General features: G+C 60.9%; 19 protein-coding genes. 13 read left to right on the top strand and 6 right to left on the bottom strand.

Annotation, left to right across the window (positions count from 1 at the left end; all coding sequences use genetic code 11):
• Nucleotides 1-934 precede the first annotated feature (934 nt).
• Entirely contained in the window at nt 935-1,180 is a 246-nt protein-coding gene (locus ACVMIH_RS21525) for a hypothetical protein (protein WP_456863301.1), read from the top strand.
• Between the two features lie 1,287 nt (nt 1,181-2,467).
• Here ACVMIH_RS21525 and ACVMIH_RS21520 read toward each other — a convergent pair.
• The 4 genes from ACVMIH_RS21520 to ACVMIH_RS21505 all read right to left on the bottom strand — a co-directional run bounded on the left by ACVMIH_RS21520 (nt 2,468) and on the right by ACVMIH_RS21505 (nt 5,514).
• Nucleotides 2,468-3,076: a hypothetical protein gene (locus tag ACVMIH_RS21520; protein ID WP_057017336.1), complete on the bottom strand. Its 609-nt coding sequence runs from the start codon at nt 3,074-3,076 to the stop codon at nt 2,468-2,470.
• A 19-nt stretch (nt 3,077-3,095) separates the two neighbouring features.
• Nucleotides 3,096-3,593 carry an Hsp20/alpha crystallin family protein gene (locus ACVMIH_RS21515; RefSeq protein WP_456863298.1) on the bottom strand — a complete coding sequence of 166 codons (498 nt, stop codon included), beginning with the start codon at nt 3,591-3,593 and terminating at the stop codon, nt 3,096-3,098.
• Between the two features lie 84 nt (nt 3,594-3,677).
• Nucleotides 3,678-4,127, bottom strand: a complete 450-nt coding sequence (locus ACVMIH_RS21510) for an Hsp20 family protein (RefSeq protein ID WP_057017338.1) — start codon at nt 4,125-4,127, stop codon at nt 3,678-3,680.
• Between the two features lie 1,030 nt (nt 4,128-5,157).
• Nucleotides 5,158-5,514, bottom strand: a complete 357-nt coding sequence (locus tag ACVMIH_RS21505; RefSeq protein ID WP_156436219.1) for a hypothetical protein — start codon at nt 5,512-5,514, stop codon at nt 5,158-5,160.
• A 582-nt stretch (nt 5,515-6,096) separates the two neighbouring features.
• Here ACVMIH_RS21505 and ACVMIH_RS21500 point away from each other — a divergent pair.
• Nucleotides 6,097-6,429 (top strand): hypothetical protein, encoded by a 333-nt coding sequence (locus ACVMIH_RS21500; RefSeq protein ID WP_456863296.1) that lies wholly within the window; start codon nt 6,097-6,099, stop codon nt 6,427-6,429.
• A gap of 259 nt (nt 6,430-6,688) precedes the next feature.
• On the opposite strand, the gene ACVMIH_RS21495 is transcribed toward ACVMIH_RS21500, so the two are convergent.
• Together ACVMIH_RS21495 and ACVMIH_RS21490 are read right to left on the bottom strand one after the other, a co-directional pair.
• Nucleotides 6,689-7,105 carry a VOC family protein gene (locus tag ACVMIH_RS21495; RefSeq protein WP_057017340.1) on the bottom strand — a complete coding sequence of 139 codons (417 nt, stop codon included), beginning with the start codon at nt 7,103-7,105 and terminating at the stop codon, nt 6,689-6,691.
• 11 nt (nt 7,106-7,116) lie between these two features.
• Nucleotides 7,117-7,476, bottom strand: coding sequence for a MerR family transcriptional regulator (locus tag ACVMIH_RS21490; protein WP_456863292.1), 360 nt, complete (start codon nt 7,474-7,476; stop codon nt 7,117-7,119).
• A 326-nt stretch (nt 7,477-7,802) separates the two neighbouring features.
• Between ACVMIH_RS21490 and ACVMIH_RS21485 the strand changes: the two genes are divergently transcribed.
• From ACVMIH_RS21485 to ACVMIH_RS21435, 11 genes are all read left to right on the top strand, one after another.
• On the top strand, nt 7,803-8,714 hold the full coding sequence (locus ACVMIH_RS21485; protein ID WP_456863289.1) for an NAD(P)-dependent oxidoreductase: 912 nt from the start codon (nt 7,803-7,805) through the stop codon (nt 8,712-8,714).
• Nucleotides 8,715-8,731: 17 nt separating this feature from the next.
• Entirely contained in the window at nt 8,732-9,514 is a 783-nt protein-coding gene (locus tag ACVMIH_RS21480; protein WP_456863286.1) for a class II aldolase/adducin family protein, read from the top strand.
• Nucleotides 9,515-9,659: 145 nt separating this feature from the next.
• A complete protein-coding gene (locus tag ACVMIH_RS21475; RefSeq protein WP_156436221.1) occupies nt 9,660-9,890 on the top strand; it encodes a hypothetical protein in 231 nt (76 codons plus the stop codon).
• Nucleotides 9,891-10,279: 389 nt separating this feature from the next.
• Nucleotides 10,280-11,101, top strand: coding sequence for a CmcJ/NvfI family oxidoreductase (locus tag ACVMIH_RS21470; RefSeq protein WP_057017343.1), 822 nt, complete (start codon nt 10,280-10,282; stop codon nt 11,099-11,101).
• Nucleotides 11,102-11,519: 418 nt separating this feature from the next.
• Nucleotides 11,520-12,959 carry an amidase gene (locus ACVMIH_RS21465; protein WP_456785520.1) on the top strand — a complete coding sequence of 480 codons (1,440 nt, stop codon included), beginning with the start codon at nt 11,520-11,522 and terminating at the stop codon, nt 12,957-12,959.
• Nucleotides 12,956-14,395, top strand: a complete 1,440-nt coding sequence (atzF, locus tag ACVMIH_RS21460; protein ID WP_057017345.1) for an allophanate hydrolase — start codon at nt 12,956-12,958, stop codon at nt 14,393-14,395. The genes ACVMIH_RS21465 and atzF overlap by 4 nt, the downstream gene beginning before the upstream one ends.
• Nucleotides 14,392-15,396, top strand: coding sequence for an ABC transporter substrate-binding protein (locus ACVMIH_RS21455; protein ID WP_456782555.1), 1,005 nt, complete (start codon nt 14,392-14,394; stop codon nt 15,394-15,396). The genes atzF and ACVMIH_RS21455 overlap by 4 nt, the downstream gene beginning before the upstream one ends.
• Nucleotides 15,393-16,190, top strand: a complete 798-nt coding sequence (locus tag ACVMIH_RS21450) for an ABC transporter ATP-binding protein (RefSeq protein ID WP_456782554.1) — start codon at nt 15,393-15,395, stop codon at nt 16,188-16,190. The genes ACVMIH_RS21455 and ACVMIH_RS21450 overlap by 4 nt, the downstream gene beginning before the upstream one ends.
• Before the next feature lie 4 nt (nt 16,191-16,194).
• Nucleotides 16,195-17,016: an ABC transporter permease gene (locus ACVMIH_RS21445; protein WP_456782553.1), complete on the top strand. Its 822-nt coding sequence runs from the start codon at nt 16,195-16,197 to the stop codon at nt 17,014-17,016.
• Between the two features lie 68 nt (nt 17,017-17,084).
• Nucleotides 17,085-17,384: a gamma-butyrobetaine hydroxylase-like domain-containing protein gene (locus ACVMIH_RS21440; RefSeq protein ID WP_456863283.1), complete on the top strand. Its 300-nt coding sequence runs from the start codon at nt 17,085-17,087 to the stop codon at nt 17,382-17,384.
• A 9-nt stretch (nt 17,385-17,393) separates the two neighbouring features.
• The gene (locus tag ACVMIH_RS21435; RefSeq protein WP_456863280.1) at nt 17,394-19,130 is read left to right on the top strand and encodes a fumarate reductase/succinate dehydrogenase flavoprotein subunit; all 1,737 of its coding nucleotides are present in this window, start codon (nt 17,394-17,396) and stop codon (nt 19,128-19,130) included.
• The last annotated feature ends 14 nt before the right edge of the window (nt 19,131-19,144 follow it).

Genomic DNA, 19,144 nt, shown 5'->3' with positions numbered 1-19,144 from the left:
TGTAAAGTGCAAAATCCTGACGAGTTGAAGACTGCGGCGGTACGTAAATGTTTCTTACCTAAGAAGGAGTAGGCTCTGGGCTTGACCGACGCCTTGGGTCGAAGCTGGCACTGAAGCGCTAGCCGTCGTGGGATTGAAGGTCGCACGCGACGCAAAACAAGCCGCTAGGAATTCGCCATTCCGCGCAGGATACGCAAGCGTGGGTCAAGGCGCGCCGCCGGTCAATGAAAGAGTTTTTCGAGCTCCACGAGAATATGCATATGATCCTTCGTGGTAACCGTCATCGCGCGCTGCGACCGTGTTGGATCTTGTCGGGGTTGACTGGCGAAATGGTGATCACGATTGCGGGTTGGACCACGCAGACAATGGACACCGCCCGACATTGCCGGGTGGGTGGCCGCGGGTCGATGCTGAACTCATCGGGCTCGCTGCGAAGTTTGAGCCGTTAGTGCGCGAATACTACGCGCGGCATGCAGAGTGGGCGCGAAGGCAAAAGCACTCGTTGCATTCCGGCACGCCAGTCCGCTTTGTACGGGTGATCGCGAGTTCTACTTTCAAGACGAAGCCGCCTTTCAGAATCTGTTCGTTGCAGTCGCTGAGTTCTGTGGGCTTGCGGGTAGTCATCGGGCCACGGGGTACGCAATGCCCGAGTGGCCGAACGTCGAGCAGCAAGATGAAGACGACGAGGCGGCCTGAAACGGGCTAGCTCGCGCTGGTTCAAGAAAAAGACGCCGCCGGTCTCAATAATACACGCCCGGCGGCGTTTCCCTCCTGAACTGGGACGCTGAAATCCCCAGCACCAAGCAAACTGCAGGGGCTGTGCCACGGGCCAATGACGCATCAAGTGCGCGTGATATGTGAGGCCGTTCACACGCGATCATCGCAAGTCGGCCTAATGCACCGATGGGTGGCAACTCGGTGTCGGAGAATTGTGATGCCGTTTTTCAGCAGCCAAAGGTTGGCGTCAGCAGCCGCTGCTTCAGTGCTCAGTATTCTCGTCGTGGGAGCGCTTGCCTTTTCGGCCGTTGGTTATGTGGAGTGGTCATCGGGCGTTAATCTGATCCATTTCATGGGCCGGACTGCCGCGGATGCCTCAACGCCGGTTCTGCCGCTCAAGGGGCGAACAGGTTGCGAGCAGGGCAATAGGCCGCTGCCCGCGCTTTCTCTACCGCTCGAATGACGCCGACCTAAAGCGACAGCGCCCGATGTCCCTAGGAGACTAAACCGCCAGACGGGCAGGCAGGGCCTCATCGCCTGCTGGCGACGTGCATCGGCGAGTTTGTGCCTGGCTCGGGCGCCCCCATAGTTGCCCATATGGCAATGCCTATGGCCAGCGCTAACAGCACGGTCTTTGTAGCAATCTTGTCGCCAGACATCTTGAGACGCCTCTCATGCGTCAGCGTGGCAAATCTCAAAAACTACGCCGCCGGGCCCGAAATGGTTTGTCCCGGCGGCGCCCTGTCATTCCCAGCGCTAGGGCCCTGAAATTCCCAACGTCACTTGCTTAACAGGTACCCGGAGTGACGGCTGTTGCCTAACTCACACAAGGTCCAAAAGAGGAGCCGACGCTCAGGGCCGGTGCGCCAGCTCCTCCGAAACGTGACCGTGCTGCGTCCCCAACGATCCCGTCCCTCAGAGAAGCCTGCGCCGATCACGTTGCTGATTTGCTAACGCCTCGGGAACAAGTGGGAATGCGAAGAGTCAATTCGTTGCTCCCGCGATCAGGTGCCCCCCCGACCGGGAGTTGAGTGGCGACCCTGGTGCCCCCAGCGCCGGGGTCGCTTGTATGCGTCCCCCTGAGGCTCTCGGCAAGTGCGACGTCGAGTGCAATTCAGGCTGCCGCGGATGTACCGGCATTCTGCCTGAACCGAGGTGGCTCTTGCTCACCGGCACCCGCGCCCCCAGCAGACGAAACGACGGCCTCAGCGATCCCCAAGCTGGGGCCGTTTTCGCGTTTTGTGTGTAGAATTGGCCGCGGGCGCGGAAGACACGCCATCGGGGCCCGGGCTGTTGCGGCGAACAGGGAGGCGATTGGGGAGCGTTTGTCGTCGACCAGATGGGCTTACAGAACTCTGGCGCGAACATGCTCACCGGAGGTCACCCATGAAAAGATTGGAGGCGATGCGCCAGTTTTCGGCGTAGCTCGAGTGGTAGGCTTTAGCCCACGAGCTATGGGAGTGCTATGGTCACCATTGTCAATTTGGGATTGGAGGACGTTTGATTAGTGCTCGACCAAACGCGCCGATCATTGCTGCCGCCTCATGATCTCCACGATCATCGAGAATGCGATGAAGCGTCCTCGCACTTTCTTGGAATACGGGCAAAAGCGATGGGTCACGTTCGCACAAGACACCTGCGATACACAGTGCAAGGGCCTCCACACCCATCTTCGCTTGAGCTAAAGGATCTGCTGCCATCTTTTCCTGCCTCCATCGACAGTTTAATCGTACACTGCGCGGTCCCGGGCTCAGTTTTTGTGACGACGCTCGCTCCGGGAGGTGATCAGGCCCTTCAATTCCTCGACAAGACGCCGCCTGATGAAGTTGCGTTCTGCGTCAGTCAGTTGAGTGTCCAACAGCCGCCGGTACCGCCGTACATTTGCTTCGCGAGTCCACCGAGCATCCGCGCGGGATACTCTCAACGGCCGATGCCGCTTCGTCGCAGCATGTCGTTCGGAATCGCAAACGGCGCGCACCGGCTTGCTCAACCGAGGCAGCTGCATCGCCATTCCACCGCGCGGCGGCGGATCCTCCTCGTCGTCCAGCCGCTTCAGCGCCGCCAGGATATCGGCGAGGCGCAACCGATGTGGAATGCCAGGGATCTCCCGCAGGGTCGGTTGCGATTCGATGACGTACATATCCGATGCCCAGGACGATAGGATGACGCGCTTCTCGTCTGTCGAGAGCCGCGCGTCATTCAATACATCGCCAGGTGAATTGTAGTGGGATACTGAATGAAATAGCGACTCATTGATGTTGGCATTGCGATTGACATGGCTCATGTCGTGCCTCCTGTTTCTCCGTTCGCCCAGAGGCGCGTTGCTGAAGGCTTGAATATAGAGGTCGGCGACGGTCATACGCCGCCGACCTCTGACGTTAGTTGCTGTTGATCGCGATACGCTTGACGTTCGACCGTGACTGCTCGGACCTCGGCAGCGTCACAGTGAGGACGCCGTTCTTGAAGTCGGCCTTCGCCTTATCTTCCTCGACGCCATCAAGCGGAATCTGGCGCTCGAAAGAGCCGTAATATCGCTCGCTGACGAACTTGGAATCGTCGCTGCGTTCTGCTTTCCTTTCACCCCGGATTGAAAGGATGCCGTTGGCGATTTCAACCTGGACATCCTTTTCGCTGAGGCCTGGAAGCTCGGCGGAAACCGTAACCTCCTTATCGGTTTCATTCAGTTCCAGGCGTGGCCAACTAAACTGGCCCTCCATCAACGGAGCGTTCCTGCGACCGAATGAGCCGAAGCCGCGAAAGGCGTCATCGAACAGACGGTTCATCTCACGGTGAAGCATGAGAAACGGATCGAATGCCTCTCGTCCGGTTGAGAGTTCTTGCCCTTTGCCCCAGGGAACGAGATCCCGAATACCCATGATATCCTCCTTAACTTGACATGCAGCTGGTCAGCGCACGGACGGTTACCGTCCGTGCGTGTTTTGGCCCAACAGGAAGCGGGCTCAGGCCGCCTTCTGCGTGATTTGTCCGCCAGGAGCGCCACTTCCGATGGCAATACGCCGAGGCTTCATGGCCTCGGGGATTTCGCGCACGAGCTCGATCCGCAGCAGACCGTTCTCGACCATTGCCGACTTGACCTGCACGTAGTCGGCGAGGCTGAACTGTCGCTTGAACGGACGCGCCGAGATACCCTGATAGAGGTATTCGTGCTGGTCCTTGTCGCCCTTGCGGCCTTCCACGGTCAGCACGTTCTGCTCAGCCGTCACCGAAATCTCGTCCTGGTTGAAGCCGGCCAGTGCGACCGAGATCTGGTAACGGTCCTCTCCGAGCCGCTCGATATTGTAGGGCGGGTAGTTGTCTTCGGACCGATGCTGGGTTTCGTCGAGAAGATCGATGAGGCGGTCGAATCCAATACTCGAACGCCACAGGGGAGCGAAATCGTATGTCCTCATAGCCAAGTCCTCCAGAGAGCAAGATGGATACGAAGGAGCGCAAGACGAGGTGCAAGACACCTGTCCGGCGCCCTGGTTGCTTTGCCGAGCCCAACTTGGCGCCCGGTACCGCGCGTAAGCGGCAAAAATCCAATTAGAAAAACGGCGATCAGTTTCAAGAGCGTCCGCAAAAATTTTTTGGCTTGGTTTTAGTCGGGTTATTCCGGCCCGCGCACCGGAACCGAGTTCGGGCAGTTGGCTCGCGAGAGCACGCCGGCCATCTGCGGCCGGGTCGGGAGACCGCTCAATGCTGAACCTCGCGCGGGACCGGAAAAGTTTGCACTTTGTCTCTCCCCGGGCGTGCCATTGAGGTATTTCTATTTGCTCTGGAGCCGGCTGCCGTGCAAAGGCTCACCACGAAGGCACGCGTCATATGAGATCCGTTGCGCAGCCGGCGCGGAAGCCTAGCTTGCAACTGACCTGTCAGAATCTCAGCCGGCCAATCCGGGCAATTCGCTCCGCAGGCCAGTCATAATGAAGTTCACGCCTATCTCTGCCGATCAGCCTAACGGGTCATTGCCAGCCTGCGTTATTCTGACGAAGGTGCCGTTCTCGCGGTACTTGAGCCACTTCATCGTTTCCTCGGCATACTTCAGGCCAGCCCAATACTCAGCCGGTGTAGCTTATTCCGGTAGAGCATTGGGTAGTTAATCTTCTCGATCTAGATCCGGCCGCCCTAGATCGGCTCGAATGCGCGAGCGTGCTCCATGATCCTGCGGGCGGCTTTCTCGGGACCGACGTAAGGACGATCTGCGGTCAGTTTCATCGGCGGTATGGAGAATTAGCTACTTTTCTGCGGGGCTGCCGTTCTGTGCGCATTCATTGGAAAATATGGCGCTCTCACGGCAATCGAAAGCGAAAGAGATCGACGAAGCTACAGTATTGGTTCGATCGATCGATGCATGGCCGACGTCGATTACACCAGTCACCGAGTCCTACAGCCTCAGCGATGAAGAGAAAGTTAGCCTCGCTTAATTTGAAGGTCAAAGCCCTACCGCTGTTCAACCCTAGTGCGCCACAAGGCATCGAAGGTATTTTGGCGAGATGGTGTCCATTCTTCTGAGCCGATCAGATCGCTGGGCTTCTCTATGAGTGCGCTTGCAAGCTCCTCGGTGGGACGTGCCTGCGTCGAAATCCGCGCGGGCCACTCCAATAAGGATTTTGAAAGCATGGGCTTGCCTTCGTACCAGCATTTTCGTCCGTCGATGAGGCGCCAAGACCAATACTCGCGCAGATTTGGGGGCATCACCGCACTGCATTGCTGTTTCGCCTGCGCGGTCGGCATTCCAATCAATAGGAAAGTAGCGATGCGAGCGGCCAAAGGAATAAATGAAAATTGCCTCTTCATCGGAACACTTAGAGACTACTTCGTTGCCGCAGTCGACTTACAGCAACGACCAAGTCGGGCCGCTCAAGAACCTCAACTAACTTGTCGAGTATGCGTTCACTGTCGTGGGGGCGGGGCAGAAGATACTCGTCCAATATGCACAGGGCTTCGCTGACGGCATCAAGAGCCAACTGTTGATCGGTCATCGCTTCTTACCCATTCGAATTGATGGAGCTGCGATTTTCAAGGAAGCTTAAAGATCAAGTCATCTTTTAGACTTATCCCATCAAATTTTATTTCAAGGGGCCGCGCAGCCCGAGAAAGCTCTCCGGTCTAGCTTGCGAAAATCGGCAAAGCGCCACCAGAGGATCGCGCCCTTAGGTCACGGACACCAAAAAGTCGGCGGAAAGCAGTCAGTCCCCCCGCCGTTCGTGAGCCGCGATCCCTTCGATCGGTGCCGAATAGTCAGCGTTGCACCAAGGTTGCGTGGACGCCGATGAGGGGGCTTGGGTGCCGATTGACAGCCGGCTCCTCTAAGCGCTCGGATGCGCCCCCGCCGAGGCCGTGGCCTGAAAGCAAACGGGCCGGCGCAGGGCCGGCCCGTTGCGTTCCTTGCCGGTGCGAGCTGATCAGGCAGCCTTCATCGGCATGCCCATTTGCATCATGTTCATCGCGCTCTCGCAACACTTCATGAACATGTCCTTCATGGCCGGGTCCATCGGCATCATCTCGCAGGTCATGCCGGCGTCAGTCATCGTGCGCTTCATCTGGCAGGGCATCATCATGGCCATGTTCATCATCGGCATCATGCCGCCGGCCATCGAGGGGTTCATCATGCCACCCATCATCATGGGCATCGGCATCATCTGCATTGCGGTGTTCATCGTCATTCTCCAAGGTCAGAGTAGGAAGCGATCGTTTGTTTCGCCAAATTAGATAGAGTGCGCTGCGATATTCGCGAAGAGGGAAATTCCGTCTCGTTCGCTTTCGTCCAAGAAAATGGAAGGCCTGCAAGATGAGAGGGCGGGCATGTTCAAGAAAACAGATATTTATCTGCTAAATTGGATAGGCATTCATGGGCTACGCTTCTCGTAGCGCGGCCGAAACGTCCGGCGTGCTGGCGGACCGACGGGTGCAGCGCGATGCAAAGCGGTGACGGGGCCGGTTCGCAACACGCAGGCTCTCATCCAGCCCTCTAGCCGGGCCGCCGATTGCCCTCGCTGGCAGCCGGCAAGACATCTTGCGGATGCTTGTTGTGATGCTCGACATACTCAACGAGCGTATCGTCGGGATGACGGACGAGCATGTTGCGTCCTGTCGGGACCGCCTTGGGCGCCTCCAGTATGCTGGCGCCTACTGTCGGCAGATGGCTGGCGAAGGCGTCAATGTCCTCTACCAGAAGCGTCAGGTGGGTCGGCCGAAACCGCGTCAGGCTTTCATCCGTTCCCGCGATAAACAGAATTGATGCGACTTGCGCGAGCCTGAGGTCGTATTGGGGATAGTCGAAGCGAAGGTGCGCCTTCTGACCGATCAGCGTCTCGTAGAAGAGGACAGTCTCGTCGAGCCGTTCCAGCGGCAGATAGCGTCTGGCCAGGATGTTGAGTATTCGCATGAATCTTGTCCCTATTGGCGACCGGGTCTCTGTTTCCAATCAGACAGCCGGCGTAAGAGCGTACGGCGCCGTCTGCGCAACGTCTCGATTGCACGATCGATCCGCGCAAGCTTGTCCTGCATGATTGCCGAACAATCGAGTCCGGGACGACCTGGACCGTCTTCAAGTGCGGCCAGGAGATTGCGAATCTCGCGGGTTGAGAATCCGGAAGCAATCAGGTCTCGCACCCACGCAGCCCGGTCGACGTCGAGCGCCGAGTAGCTTCGATAGCCGTTTGGTGTCCGTCGCGGAACAATCAAGCCTTCATGTTCGTAGTGGCGGAGCACGCGGGCGCTGACGCTCAGACGATCGGCTGTCTCTCGAATTCTCATCATACTCTCCGTCGATGGGTCGCTTAGCACCTTCTCATTAATGTCAATGTCAAGCGCAATGCGCTCTGGCTTGCCGAAGACAATGTCGGTCCGCGATTGAAGGGCGACGATGCTTCAAGGAGACGATTTTACTTGTATCGTCGAAGCGCATTATCCCGTTGTCGCTGGGCTTTGGTCATCTTTGAAAAGACTATCCCGGAACGAGCGCCTAGCATGTCACGGGTTTGCAATCGTGAGTGCATGCAATGAATACCCCTCGTGTCGACAGTGGGCGCCCTGTTGCCAGCGTACGATCGCCGATTATCGTTAATCAGCTCGGAGCGGAAGTGCGCGCTGCGCTGATCGAGCATTGGTCGCGACCCCTGATCATCGATCACCCTGCGGATCGGCCAGCTTGGGAAATCGCGCCGGAGGCCGATGTGCTGTTGACGCGGCCGCTGGCCGGCTGGAGCAAGGCTCCCGCGGACAGGCCGTCAGGCTGGCCGTACGGCTTGCGGTGGATCCAGACCGCGTCGACCGGCGTCGATTTCTTTCCGACATGGCTGCTCGACGGTCCGGTGGTCACCGTTGGGCGCGGCATCTCGGCGGACGCGATCGCCGAATATGTCCTGGCGGCGATCCTGGGCTTTGCCAAGCGAATCCATGAGATCCGTCCGCGCAACCGGCAGGAATGGAAGATCACCCCGCTCGGTTCGCTCAGTGGCAAGACGGTTGGGATCGCAGGGTTCTGTGCGATCGGCCACGCGGTTGCCGAGCGGCTGAAGCCATTCGGTGTCGAGATCAGGGTGCTCCGGCGCTCCTCATGGCGATATGCCATTCCGGGTATTGTTCCCGTCGACAGTGTCGAGGCTCTCGTCGCCGCAGCCGATCATCTTGTGATCGCGCTGCCGGCGACTCCCGAGACAGTGTATCTGATCAACGCGGACGTGCTGGCGCACGCGAAGAAGTCCCTGCATCTGATCAACGTCGCGCGTGGCCGCATCATCGACCAGCAGGCGCTGTTGCGGGCGCTCGACAACGGACAACTCGCCGGTGCGACGCTCGATGTCACAGATCCGGAGCCGCCACCGGATGGCGATCCAATCTACAGCCATCCCAAGGTCGTTCTGACGCCACACGTCTCCTGGACGGGGGCGGATGACGTCAAGCGGCTGGCCGACAAAACGCTGGTCAATCTCGACGCCTATGCGCATGGCGTGCCTTTGGCCGACGTCTTGGACAAGAAGCTTGGATACTGAGCAAGGAACCCTTGAAAATGAACAAGATCGTCGAGAAGCCGAAGAAATACTCCCTGGTCGAGCGTCTGCCGGCTGCTTCGTTCGAGGAGGAACGGCTGCATCGCAAGCAGCGCCTCGCGGCAACCTTCCGGCTGTTTTCCCGCTATGGGTTCGACCAGGGGCTTGCCGGGCATGTTACCGTTCGCGACCCGGAATTCCCGGACCGGTTCTGGATCAATCCGCTGTCGAAGTACTTTGGCCAGATCAAAGTGTCCGACCTGCAATTGGTCGACCACGCCGGCAACATCCTGATCGGCGACAAGCCGATCAACCAGGCGGGCTTTGTGATTCATTCGGCGATCCACGCCGCCCATCCCGAGGTCATCGCTGCCGCCCACACCCATTCGACCTATGGCAAGGCCTGGTCCGCGCTCGGCCGCCTGCTCGATCCGCTCACCCAGGATTCGTGTGCGTTCTATGAGGACCATGCGCTGTTCGATCCGTTCTCCGGTGTTGTGCTGGAGGCGGAAGAGGGCAGGAAAGTCGCGGAGGCGCTAGGGTCGAAGAAAGCGGCAATCCTGCAGAACCATGGGCTGTTGACGGTCGGACCGACGATCGAGGCGGCCGCCTGGTGGTACATCGCAATGGACAATGCAGCCCGCACGCAGCTGCTCGCGGAGGCGGCCGGTACGCCGAAGCCGATCCCGCACGAAGTGGCGAAGTTGACCGCAGGTCAGGTTGGTACCCACAAGGGTGGCTATTTCAGCTTCCAGCCGCTCTGGGATTGGATCAGCGAAGCCGAGCCGGATCTGTTCAACTAGAGCATGATCCGGAAAAGTGGAAACCGGTTTTCCGAAAAGATCATGCTCAAAGAGATGAGATCGTGATGGGTTTCCGCGGAAACGCATCATGATCTAGCAATTTCAGTGTTCGCCGAATGGCCTGGAACGGCGAGGGGAGAGAAAGGTGAGCCCGCGACAGGAAGCAGCCGTCAACAAGCCATCCAGATCGACCGGTGGCCGTCCGTGGACGGTCGCGGAGAAGTACAAGCTCAGAGGCATGGCGAAGTCGAACACGCCGGTCGAGAAGATCGCGCGAAGTCTCAATCGCAGCATCGCCTCGACCGCGACGGCAGCAGCCAGGCTCGGCATCGTACTGAACGACCAATCCGGAACGCTCCAGTCCCCGTCCGGCTAACAGCTCGTCCACGGTTTCGTATGATCGCCCGCTGCGTGTACATCGTCGAGACGACCGGATCGCAAAAGGTTTGCCTTCGAAGCGAGAAGCCGTGACGATGCGGAAGGGTTGACACGGTCGGCCCGGTTCACCCGCGCGTTCGACGGCTTTTGTTCGAAGCGGCTCGGTGCGGAGAGCATTGAGACGCGCCTGCGTGTCGCCTCTTTAGTCTCGCTCAAGCGCCGAAGAGAAGTAATTTCCATCTGCACGTTCAGTTCTGGAGCGTCACATGCGCGGCCGCGGAATCTTTGGTGATTCGCAGCGCTGACGTTTACGCACCAAAGCGATAATATCGCTGCAACAAAATCGCCGCGGCACTGTCCGCGCGCCAACGTGGAGTAGCAGCAATCATGGCGCTCGACGGACCCATCGCTCCCCGCAGTCTCACCGCGAAGCTTCACTACCTCAAGCGTGGAGCGGAAAAGCCGACCTTCTATCGAATCGAACCACCTCCCGGCGTGCCGCAATGGAACGGCATCGACGATGAGCGCGAAGTGCTAATCGAGGATGCGCGTGGTCGCGAGACAGAATTCTCGCTGGACCGCAACGGCTTCGCCCTGGCCAAGGCGCCGACGGCCGTCGCCAGCTTTTACGATCCGGAAGAGATCAAGCGGGTCTATTACCCGGAGGTCGAACAACTGCTGCGTGCGGCCGTCGGCGCAAGCCGTGTGTTCATCTTCGACCACAACGTGCGCAATGCCAGCGTTCCAGGTCTCGCTCCGCCTTCGCGGCAGGTGCACAACGATCACACGGTCAACTCCGCGCCGCGCCGCGTCCGCGACCACCTTGGAGCCGAAGCGGACGAACTGCTGAAGCATCGGTTTGGCATCGTCAATGTGTGGCGACCGGTACGCGGTCCGGTACTGGACTCGCCGCTGGCACTGTGCGACGCGCGCTCGTTTACGGACGACGATCTGATTGCCAGTGACCTTGTCTATGCCCACGTTCGCGGCGAAACATCCCGGGTCGAGTACAAACCGACGCATCGCTGGTACTATTTTTCCGAGATGCAGACCGACGAGGCGCTATTGATCCGGATATACGACAGCGCCAGCGACGGGCGCGCGCGGCTGTCGTTTCATACCTCGTTCGAAAATCCGTTGGCACCGGGCGCGCCGCCGCGCGAAAGTATCGAGGTCCGCGCGTTGGTGTTCTTTCCGCTTGCGGCGTGAACAGACATCTCGGCGGCGCAGGACACTAGCGCCGCCATTAAGGGTGGCGCGCTCGCTCATCGCCGACAGCCGTTTGATCGACAGTGCGTCGTATCCTCCCGGCCTCGTGACGCCCGAAAGCCGAGCTCTGCAGAGAAGAGCCTCTCCGAGGCGCGTAACTTTCAATTTCCGAGAAGAGCCCGAGCCCGGACGGGAGACACGGAAGTAGCTCAGCGCCGCCCAGCTAGGCGGACTTCGTTGTGCGACTTGCGAATCGTAGTTTTTCATTCCGCGTCGTATTGGTCGGCGTGTCAGATCTTGCAATCTTGTAGCGCCGCTGACAGTTCCGCAATTAATTGCTGATGCGCGCGGGCACGAGCGCCTAACCATCATTCACTCGGCAAGTGATTTGCCCTGATCGAGGAATGAGGTGGCGTGCATGTCTGCTCAGAATACTCCGTTGCGAGATTCGGCTTCGCGGCTGCGCGGTTCGGATGACATCGCCCTTCTTTCCGCAGCCGACTTGATCGAACATTATCGGGCAGGAACGCTCTCGCCGGTTGAAGCGACCCAGGCTGTCCTTAATCGCATCGGTCGTCTCGACCGCCATGTCAACGCTTTCGCGCTGCTGGACGCCGACGCCGCGCGCGTATCGGCGCGCGAGTCCGAAACTCGTTGGAGACGTGGCGAGCCGCTCGGTCCAGTCGATGGCGTGCCGGTGGCGCTCAAGGACCTCATTCTCGCCAAGGGATGGCCGACGCTGCGGGGCAGCCGGGCAATCGATCCGGCGCAAGACTGGAACGAGGATTCGCCCGCCACAGCCCGGCTGCGGGAGCAAGGCGCGGTGCTGCTTGGCAAGACGACGACGTCGGAATTCGGTTGGAAGGGGCTCGGCGACAGCCCGTTGACCGGCATCACGCGCAATCCCTGGAACGTCGCACACACGCCGGGCGGCAGTAGCGGCGGGGCCGCGGCCGGCGCGGCCCTGAGTTTCGGGCCGCTGCATGTCGCGACGGATGGCGGCGGTTCGACCCGGCTTCCGGCGGCGCATAGCGGCGTGTTCGGGTTCAAGCCGACCTTCGGTCGCGTTCCCGTCTATCCGCCGTCGCAGAACGGGACGCTTTTCCACGTCACGCCAATGACACGCTCCGTGCGTGACGCGGCCTTGCTGCTCGATGTGATCGGGCGGCCCGACGGACGCGACTGGACCGCGCTGCCGCCGGCCGAGATCTCCTGGCAAGCGGAGCTCGAGCAAGGTGTCCGTGGCCTGCGCATCGCATTCAGTCCGAATCTCGGCTACGCACAGATCGACGCGCAAATTGAGAGGATCGTTACCGAGGCGGCCAACACGCTTGCCGGGCTCGGGGCGATCGTCGAGCAGGTCGATCCGGGTATCGAAGATCCGATCGATTTGTTCCAGACCTTCTGGTTCGCTGGCGCAGCCAAGCTCCTGGCCTCGTTCGATCCCGCCCATCGTGCCTTGGTCGAGCAGGGCCTGCAAGCCGTGGCCGAGAAGGGCCGGGCGATCGATGCCGTCACCTATCTGCGGGCAGTCGATCGCCGCGAAGCGCTCGGTCGACATTTCAATCGTTTCCATCAGGATTGGGATCTGCTGCTCACACCGACCACGGCGTATCCTGCTTCGGCGATCGACGCGTCGGAGGCCGATCTCGTGATCCGGCCGATCCGCTCCCCCTTCACTTATCCGTTCAACCTGACGCAGCAGCCGGCGGCCTCGGTGCCGGCAGGCCTTACCGACGCAGGATTGCCGGTGGGTCTGCAGATCATAGGAGCGAAATTCACAGATACCACCGTTCTGCGCGCCGCACGCGCGTTCGAGCAGGCGAAACCATTCCCGCGCCCACTGGACCCGTCATGACCGAGCAATCCCAACGCCCTGACCTCGAACTACCGCAACTGGCAAATGCCTATGCCAGCGGCGCGCTCACGCCGTCGACCGTGGTCGAGCAAATCCTGGACGAGATCACGCGCCGCGGCGCGGACGGCGTCTGGATCAGTGTCGTGGCGCGCGAGGATGCGCTTGCGCGAGCTGCGCATCTTGAGTCGTTGCCGGGGCGGGAGCGGCTGGCTCTGCCGCTCTGGGGCGTTCCGTTCAGCGTCAAGGACTGTATCGACACGGTCGGCCTGCCGACCACGTCGGCTTGTCCGGCATTTTCCTATCAGCCGGCGAAAAACAATCCGGCAGTCGAACGCCTGCTGGCGGCAGGCGCGATCTTGATCGGAAAGACCAATATGGATCAGTTCGCGACCGGGCTGGTCGGGGTACGCTCGCCATATGGCGTTGCGCGCAATCCCTTCGATCCCGCTTACATTCCCGGAGGATCCAGCTCGGGCGCGGCGGTCTCGGTTTCGGCAGGACTGGTCAGCTTTGCACTCGCGACCGATACCGGCGGGTCGGGACGGGTGCCGGCGGCCTTCAACAATGTCGTCGGACTGAAGCCGACCCGCGGATTGATCAGCGGTGTCGGATCGGTCGCGGCCTGCCGCTCAATCGAGACGCTCTCGATCTTCGCGCTGACGGTTGGGGACGCGCAGGCGGCGCTTGAGGTCGCGCGGGGGTACGACGAGGAAGATCCGTTCTCGCGGACCGGGTCGCCAGCGGCAGTTCGTCCGCTGCCGGCGGAATTCCGCTTCGGTGTTCCCGCTTCGCGATGGTTGGACTTTTTCGGCAATGTCGATGCGGCTGCGCTGTTCAGCAAGGCAGTCGAGCGGTTGCAAGGCCTCGGCGGCCGCAAGGTCGAGATCGACTACGCGCCATTCGCGGAGATCAACGATCTTCTGTTCAAAGGGCCGTGGCTGGCGGACCGCTATGGTGCCCTGCGACACTTCGTCGACGAACGGCCCGAAGCCCTATTCCCGGTCACCCGCGACATCCTGCTTGGAGGGCGTGGCGTTTCCGGCGGCGACGTCTTCGCGGCGCAACAGCGGCTGAACATTCTGAAGCGCCAGATTGAGAAGCTCTGGAACGAGATCGACATTCTCATCGTGCCGACCACCGGCACAATCTACCGCATCGACGAGGTCGCGGCCGATCCCATCACGCTCAACGCGCGGCTCGGGACGTATACGAACTTCGTCAATCTGGCCGATCTTTCGGCGGTAGCCGTTCCCTCGGGATTTCTGCCTAGCGGCCTGCCACAGGGCGTCACCGTGATCGCCCCCGCCTTCGCCGATCATCACGCCGCTGCCCTGGCGCGGCGCTTTCACGGCGCCGGCCTTCCGCTCGGTGCACGCCACCTGCGTCCGGCCGCGAGTTCGGCTCATGCCCACCGAGATAGGGAGACCGTATCGTGACGTCTATTGCCACTTTTTTTGCCAGATCGAGCAGGATCGCACGAGCCGCGGCTGTCACGCTCGCGGCCGTGGTGGCGCTGGTGAGCACGCCCTCACGCGCTCAGGAGATCGCGATCGGTGAAGGGATTGCGCTCGGCTGGGGCCAGTTCTTCGTCGCCGACCACGACAAGACCTGGCAGAGGCAGGGGTTGACGCCCAAGGTTTCGACCTTTGCCAGTGGCCGCCTGGTGTTGGACGCGCTGGTCGGTGGCGGCGTGGTGATCGGCACGGCGGCGGAAACGCCCGTGGTGTTCGCCACCCTGAACGGGCTGCCGGTGCGCATCATCGGCACGTTGAACCGTCATGAGCCTTTCGATCTCGTCGCCATCAAAGAGATCAAGACCGCCAAGGATATCAAGGGTCGGCGTATCGGCTATTCGCAGGGGACGAACGCGCATTACTACCTGTCCAAGCTGCTCAGGCAGGAAGGTCTGGCGTGGTCGGACGTCACGGCGGTCAGCCTAAACCCCGGCGATTTCGTCAGCAGCCTGGCGGGCGGTGCGATCGATGGGTTCATCTGGACGGAGCCCCATCTGTCGCAGGCGATCGCGCAAGGAGCGGACAGGTTCCACATCATCCGCTCGGAGGGCCTCTACAAGACCTTTTCAACAATCATCACGTTGCAGTCGACCATCGACAGCACGCCGGACCTCCTCGTCAAGGCAATGAAGGCGCTGCTCGAAGCGGACGACAATATCAGGAAGGACCCCGATGCCGCGGCCACGCTGACCGCTGAACGCATCAAGCTCGATCCCGTGATCGCAAAAGCGTTCTGGAAGCGGGCAAATTTCAAGCTCGAACTCGACAAGGCGTCGTTGGTATCCCTGATGGAGGAGCAGGCGAATTGGGCCGTCGACAATAAGCTGGTGCGGCCCGACGCAAGGATTCCGGACTTCAACACGGTGGTGGTGACATCAGTGCTGGATCGGGCGGGCCGGGAAAAGGGTGATCGACCGCAATGAATGCAAGGGTGAAGCTTCCCTCGCGGGCCGCCGTCAGTGAACCGCTGATCACGTGCATCAAGCTCGGTCATGTCTACGATTCCGGTCGTGGCCGCACCGCCGCGCTCGGCAGCATTTCGCTCACGATCGACCGCGGTGAATTCGTTTGCGTTCTCGGGCCGAGCGGATGCGGCAAGACCACGCTCCTCAACATCCTGGCCGGATTTGTCATGCCCGCGCACGGCGACGTTCGCGTGGGCGGCCACGCGATCGAAGGGCCGAGTTCCGAACGCGGCGTTGTGTTTCAGGACTACTCCCTGTTCCCATGGCTGACCGCGCAGGCCAACGTCGAGTTCGGGCTCCGGATGGCGGGGCGCGTCGCCCGTGAACGAGCGAAGATTGCGCACGATCTGCTCAGGCTCGTCGGCCTGCCCGATGTCGGGGCGAAGTACCCTTTCGAATTGTCCGGGGGAATGAAGCAGCGCGTCGCCATCGCACGAGCGCTTGCGACCCGCCCATCGCTGCTCCTGATGGACGAGCCGTTCGCGGCACTCGATGCGATGACGCGCAGCTCCCTGCAAGCCAAGCTGATCGAGATTCACCGGCAGGAGCAGCCAACCATCCTGTTCGTGACCCACAACATTGCCGAAGCGCTCGCGCTTGCGAGCCGGCTGATCGTCATGTCGCCGAACCCGGGACGGATCGTGGAGGATATCAGAGTCGATCTGCCGCGTCCGCGTCGTCGGACGGCGCCGCGCTTCCACGAACTTTACGAGCACGTCGCACGGGCGATCGGCCTGGAAACGGCGGAGTAGAAGCATGGCCTTCGGCGTCAGCCGCCACAGCATCGCCGGCACTATCGGCACGCTCGTCTTTTTTGCCGCATGGGAGGCGCTCAGCTGGAGCGGCCTCGTCAACAACGTGATGCTGCCTGCGCCGAGCACGATCGTGCAGTCCGGGTGGGCGCTGATCGTGGCGGGTGAGTTGCCGCGGCATCTCGGTGCCAGCTTGCTGCGGGCGGCGATCGGTTTCCTCGGCGGATCGGTGCTCGGCGTGGCGCTTGGCGTCGCGATGGCGCAATCGCCGCTCTTGCACGGGACGATCAATCCCCTTATGCAGATGTTTCGCGCCGTTCCGTCGCTCGCCTTTGTTCCGCTAGCGATCTTCTGGTTCGGCATTGGTGAAACCTCCAAGATTTTCCTGATCGCCTGGGGCGTCTTCTTCCCGGTTTGGGTCAATACCTACATCGGCGTCCGCGATGCGAGCCCGCTGCTCGGACGAGCGGCAGCGAGTCTCGGCGCGCGCGGTTGGCGCAACTTCGTTTACGTGGTCATACCCGACGCGCTGCCGTTCATTATCGCCGGGCTTCGCGTCAGCCTGTCGGTTGCGCTGGTCGTCCTGGTTGCGGCAGAGCTGGCCGGAGCGGCGTTCGGGGTGGGTTACCTGATCCAGATGTCGCAGCAGGTATTTCGGGTCGATCAGATGTTCGTCGGGTTGATCGTGCTCGGCGTGATGGGGTTTGCGGCCGATCTCCTCTTCGAACGTACGGTCCGCAAGTTGTTGCCCTGGTACGGTGCCGAGCAGGCCGGGCAGAAGGGCCCGCAAATCGAGCGAGCCTCTGGTCGCCTGGTCGCGAAATAGCGAAAGCAATTTATTGCGGGTGCCAGGTGCCGGGATCGGCTTACAAAGCCTGGCGCTAACAATGCGAGGTGAAGGTGCAACCAATTCAGGTGGAGCTACGTGAAAATTCCACGGCGCTGGCGTTGACCTGGCCGGACTGCGGAACCCGTTTGGTCGCGGCGGAGACGTTACGTCGGGCCAGCCGCGCGGCCAGCGAAATCCGGCGGCTGGTTGACGGCATCGAGCTCCCGATTGTGCCGGGGCTTCACGTCGTTGCCGTCGAGCCCGTTGGGAATTACGCCCTGCGTCTCCATTTCTCCGACGGCCATGACCGCGGCATCTATCCGTGGTCCTACCTGCGCGAACTTGCCGGGCAGCCGTTAACGTGAGGTCGACTCATGGATGAGATCAAAAATGGCCTGACGGAGGTCGTCTGCGACGTGCTGGTGATCGGCGGCGGCACGGCTGGCCCGATGGCGGCCTACAAGGCCAAGCGCTGCAGTCCGGGCGCGCGTGTCGTGCTGCTGGAGAAGGCGAACGTCAAACGCTCCGGCGCGATCGCGATGGGCATGGACGGGCTGAACAACGCCGTCGTTCCGGGCTACGCCACGCCAGAGCAGTACACCAAGGAAATCACGATCGCCAATGACGGCATCTGCGATCAGGCGCCGGTGTACAAATATGCCTCGCGCTGCTTCGACGTCATTCAGGAGCTCGACCGCTTCGGCATCAAGTTCCAGAAGAACGAAAACGGCGACTTCGACGTCAAGAAGGTGCACCACCTCGGCTCTTACGTGCTGCCGATGCCGAACGGCGATACCGTCAAGAAGGCGCTTTACCGTCAGCTTCGCCGCGAGAAGGTGTTGATCTCCAACCGCTATATGGTGACGCGCCTGCTGACCGGACGTGACGGGCAGATCGCCGGCGCGATCGCGGTCAATACGCGCAGCGCCGAGTTCCTGGTGCTGCGCGCGAAGACCGTCATCCTCTGTGCCGGCGCGGCGGGCCGGCTTGGCCTGCCGCAGTCGGGCTATCTCTGGGGCACCTACGAGAACGCCACAAACTCGGGCGACGGCTATGCGATGGCCTTTCACGCCGGCGCCGCGCTCGCGAATCTCGAATGCCACCAGATCAATCCGCTGATCAAGGATTACAACGGCCCGGCCTGCGCCTATGTGGCCGGTCCGTTCGGAGCCTACACCGCCAACAGCGAAGGCAACCGCTTCATCGAATGCGACTACTGGTCCGGACAGATGATGCAGGAGTTCTACAACGAGCTGCAATCGGGCAAGGGGCCGGTGTTCCTGAAGCTCAATCATCTGCACAGCGACACGATCGGGAAGATCGAAGCGATCCTGCATCAGGTCGAGCGGCCGTCGCGGGGGCGCTTCCACGACAATCGCGGCACCAACTACCGCGAGCGCATGATCGAGATGCATATTTCCGAGATCGGATTTTGCTCGGGTCACAGTGCATCCGGCGTCTATGTCGATGAATTCGCGCGTACCACGGTACCGGGTCTCTATGCGGCAGGCGACATGGCCAGCGTGCCGCACAACTACATGCTCGGCGCCTTCACCAACGGAGCGGTGGCGGGCGAGCATGCAGCGGAAGTGGCTGACAATATCGATCTCGCACAATACGACGCAGCTGACGTCGTGCGCGAGCAGCAGCGGGTGCTGGCGCCGACGCGGCGCGACGACGGCATCCCGCCGAACCAGCTCGAATACAAGACCCGGCGCTTCGTGAATGACTATCTTCAGCCGCCGAAAGTGACAGCGAAGATGAAGCTTGGTCAGGCGCGTTTCGCGGAGATCCGCGACGATATGGAAAGCGCAATGGTCGTGCGCGACGCGCACGAGTTGATGCGTTCACTGGAAGTCGCGTCGATCGTCGACTGCGCCGAGATGGCGGCGTTCGCCTCGCTGTTCCGTACCGAAAGCCGCTGGGGCCTCTACCATCATCGGGTGGAATACCCTGACAAGAACGATGACGACTGGTTCTGTCACAGTATCCTGCGCAAGCGGGATGGTCGGATGACGGCGGAGAAGCGGCCGGTCGCGCCCTACGTCGTTCCGATCGATGAATCCGAGCGCTCGGCCTATGACCGCCAGCGCATCCGACAGCATGCCTGAACAGGTGGATGTCT

Source organism: Bradyrhizobium sp. USDA 4503 (assembly GCF_054055815.1).
The sequence above is the reverse complement of the archived record's forward strand: the minus strand, read 5'-3'. Positions and strand labels throughout refer to the sequence as shown.

Coding starts and splice junctions, on each gene's coding strand:
- ACVMIH_RS21525 (WP_456863301.1), top strand. CDS start 935: ATGCCGTTTTTCAGCAGCCAAAGGTTGGCGTCAGCAGCCGCTGCTTCA.
- ACVMIH_RS21520 (WP_057017336.1), bottom strand. CDS start 3,076: ATGACCGTCGCCGACCTCTATATTCAAGCCTTCAGCAACGCGCCTCTG.
- ACVMIH_RS21515 (WP_456863298.1), bottom strand. CDS start 3,593: ATGGGTATTCGGGATCTCGTTCCCTGGGGCAAAGGGCAAGAACTCTCA.
- ACVMIH_RS21510 (WP_057017338.1), bottom strand. CDS start 4,127: ATGAGGACATACGATTTCGCTCCCCTGTGGCGTTCGAGTATTGGATTC.
- ACVMIH_RS21505 (WP_156436219.1), bottom strand. CDS start 5,514: ATGAAGAGGCAATTTTCATTTATTCCTTTGGCCGCTCGCATCGCTACT.
- ACVMIH_RS21495 (WP_057017340.1), bottom strand. CDS start 7,105: ATGCGAATACTCAACATCCTGGCCAGACGCTATCTGCCGCTGGAACGG.
- ACVMIH_RS21490 (WP_456863292.1), bottom strand. CDS start 7,476: ATGAGAATTCGAGAGACAGCCGATCGTCTGAGCGTCAGCGCCCGCGTG.
- ACVMIH_RS21480 (WP_456863286.1), top strand. CDS start 8,732: ATGAACAAGATCGTCGAGAAGCCGAAGAAATACTCCCTGGTCGAGCGT.
- ACVMIH_RS21470 (WP_057017343.1), top strand. CDS start 10,280: ATGGCGCTCGACGGACCCATCGCTCCCCGCAGTCTCACCGCGAAGCTT.
- ACVMIH_RS21465 (WP_456785520.1), top strand. CDS start 11,520: ATGTCTGCTCAGAATACTCCGTTGCGAGATTCGGCTTCGCGGCTGCGC.
- atzF (WP_057017345.1), top strand. CDS start 12,956: ATGACCGAGCAATCCCAACGCCCTGACCTCGAACTACCGCAACTGGCA.
- ACVMIH_RS21450 (WP_456782554.1), top strand. CDS start 15,393: ATGAATGCAAGGGTGAAGCTTCCCTCGCGGGCCGCCGTCAGTGAACCG.
- ACVMIH_RS21445 (WP_456782553.1), top strand. CDS start 16,195: ATGGCCTTCGGCGTCAGCCGCCACAGCATCGCCGGCACTATCGGCACG.
- ACVMIH_RS21435 (WP_456863280.1), top strand. CDS start 17,394: ATGGATGAGATCAAAAATGGCCTGACGGAGGTCGTCTGCGACGTGCTG.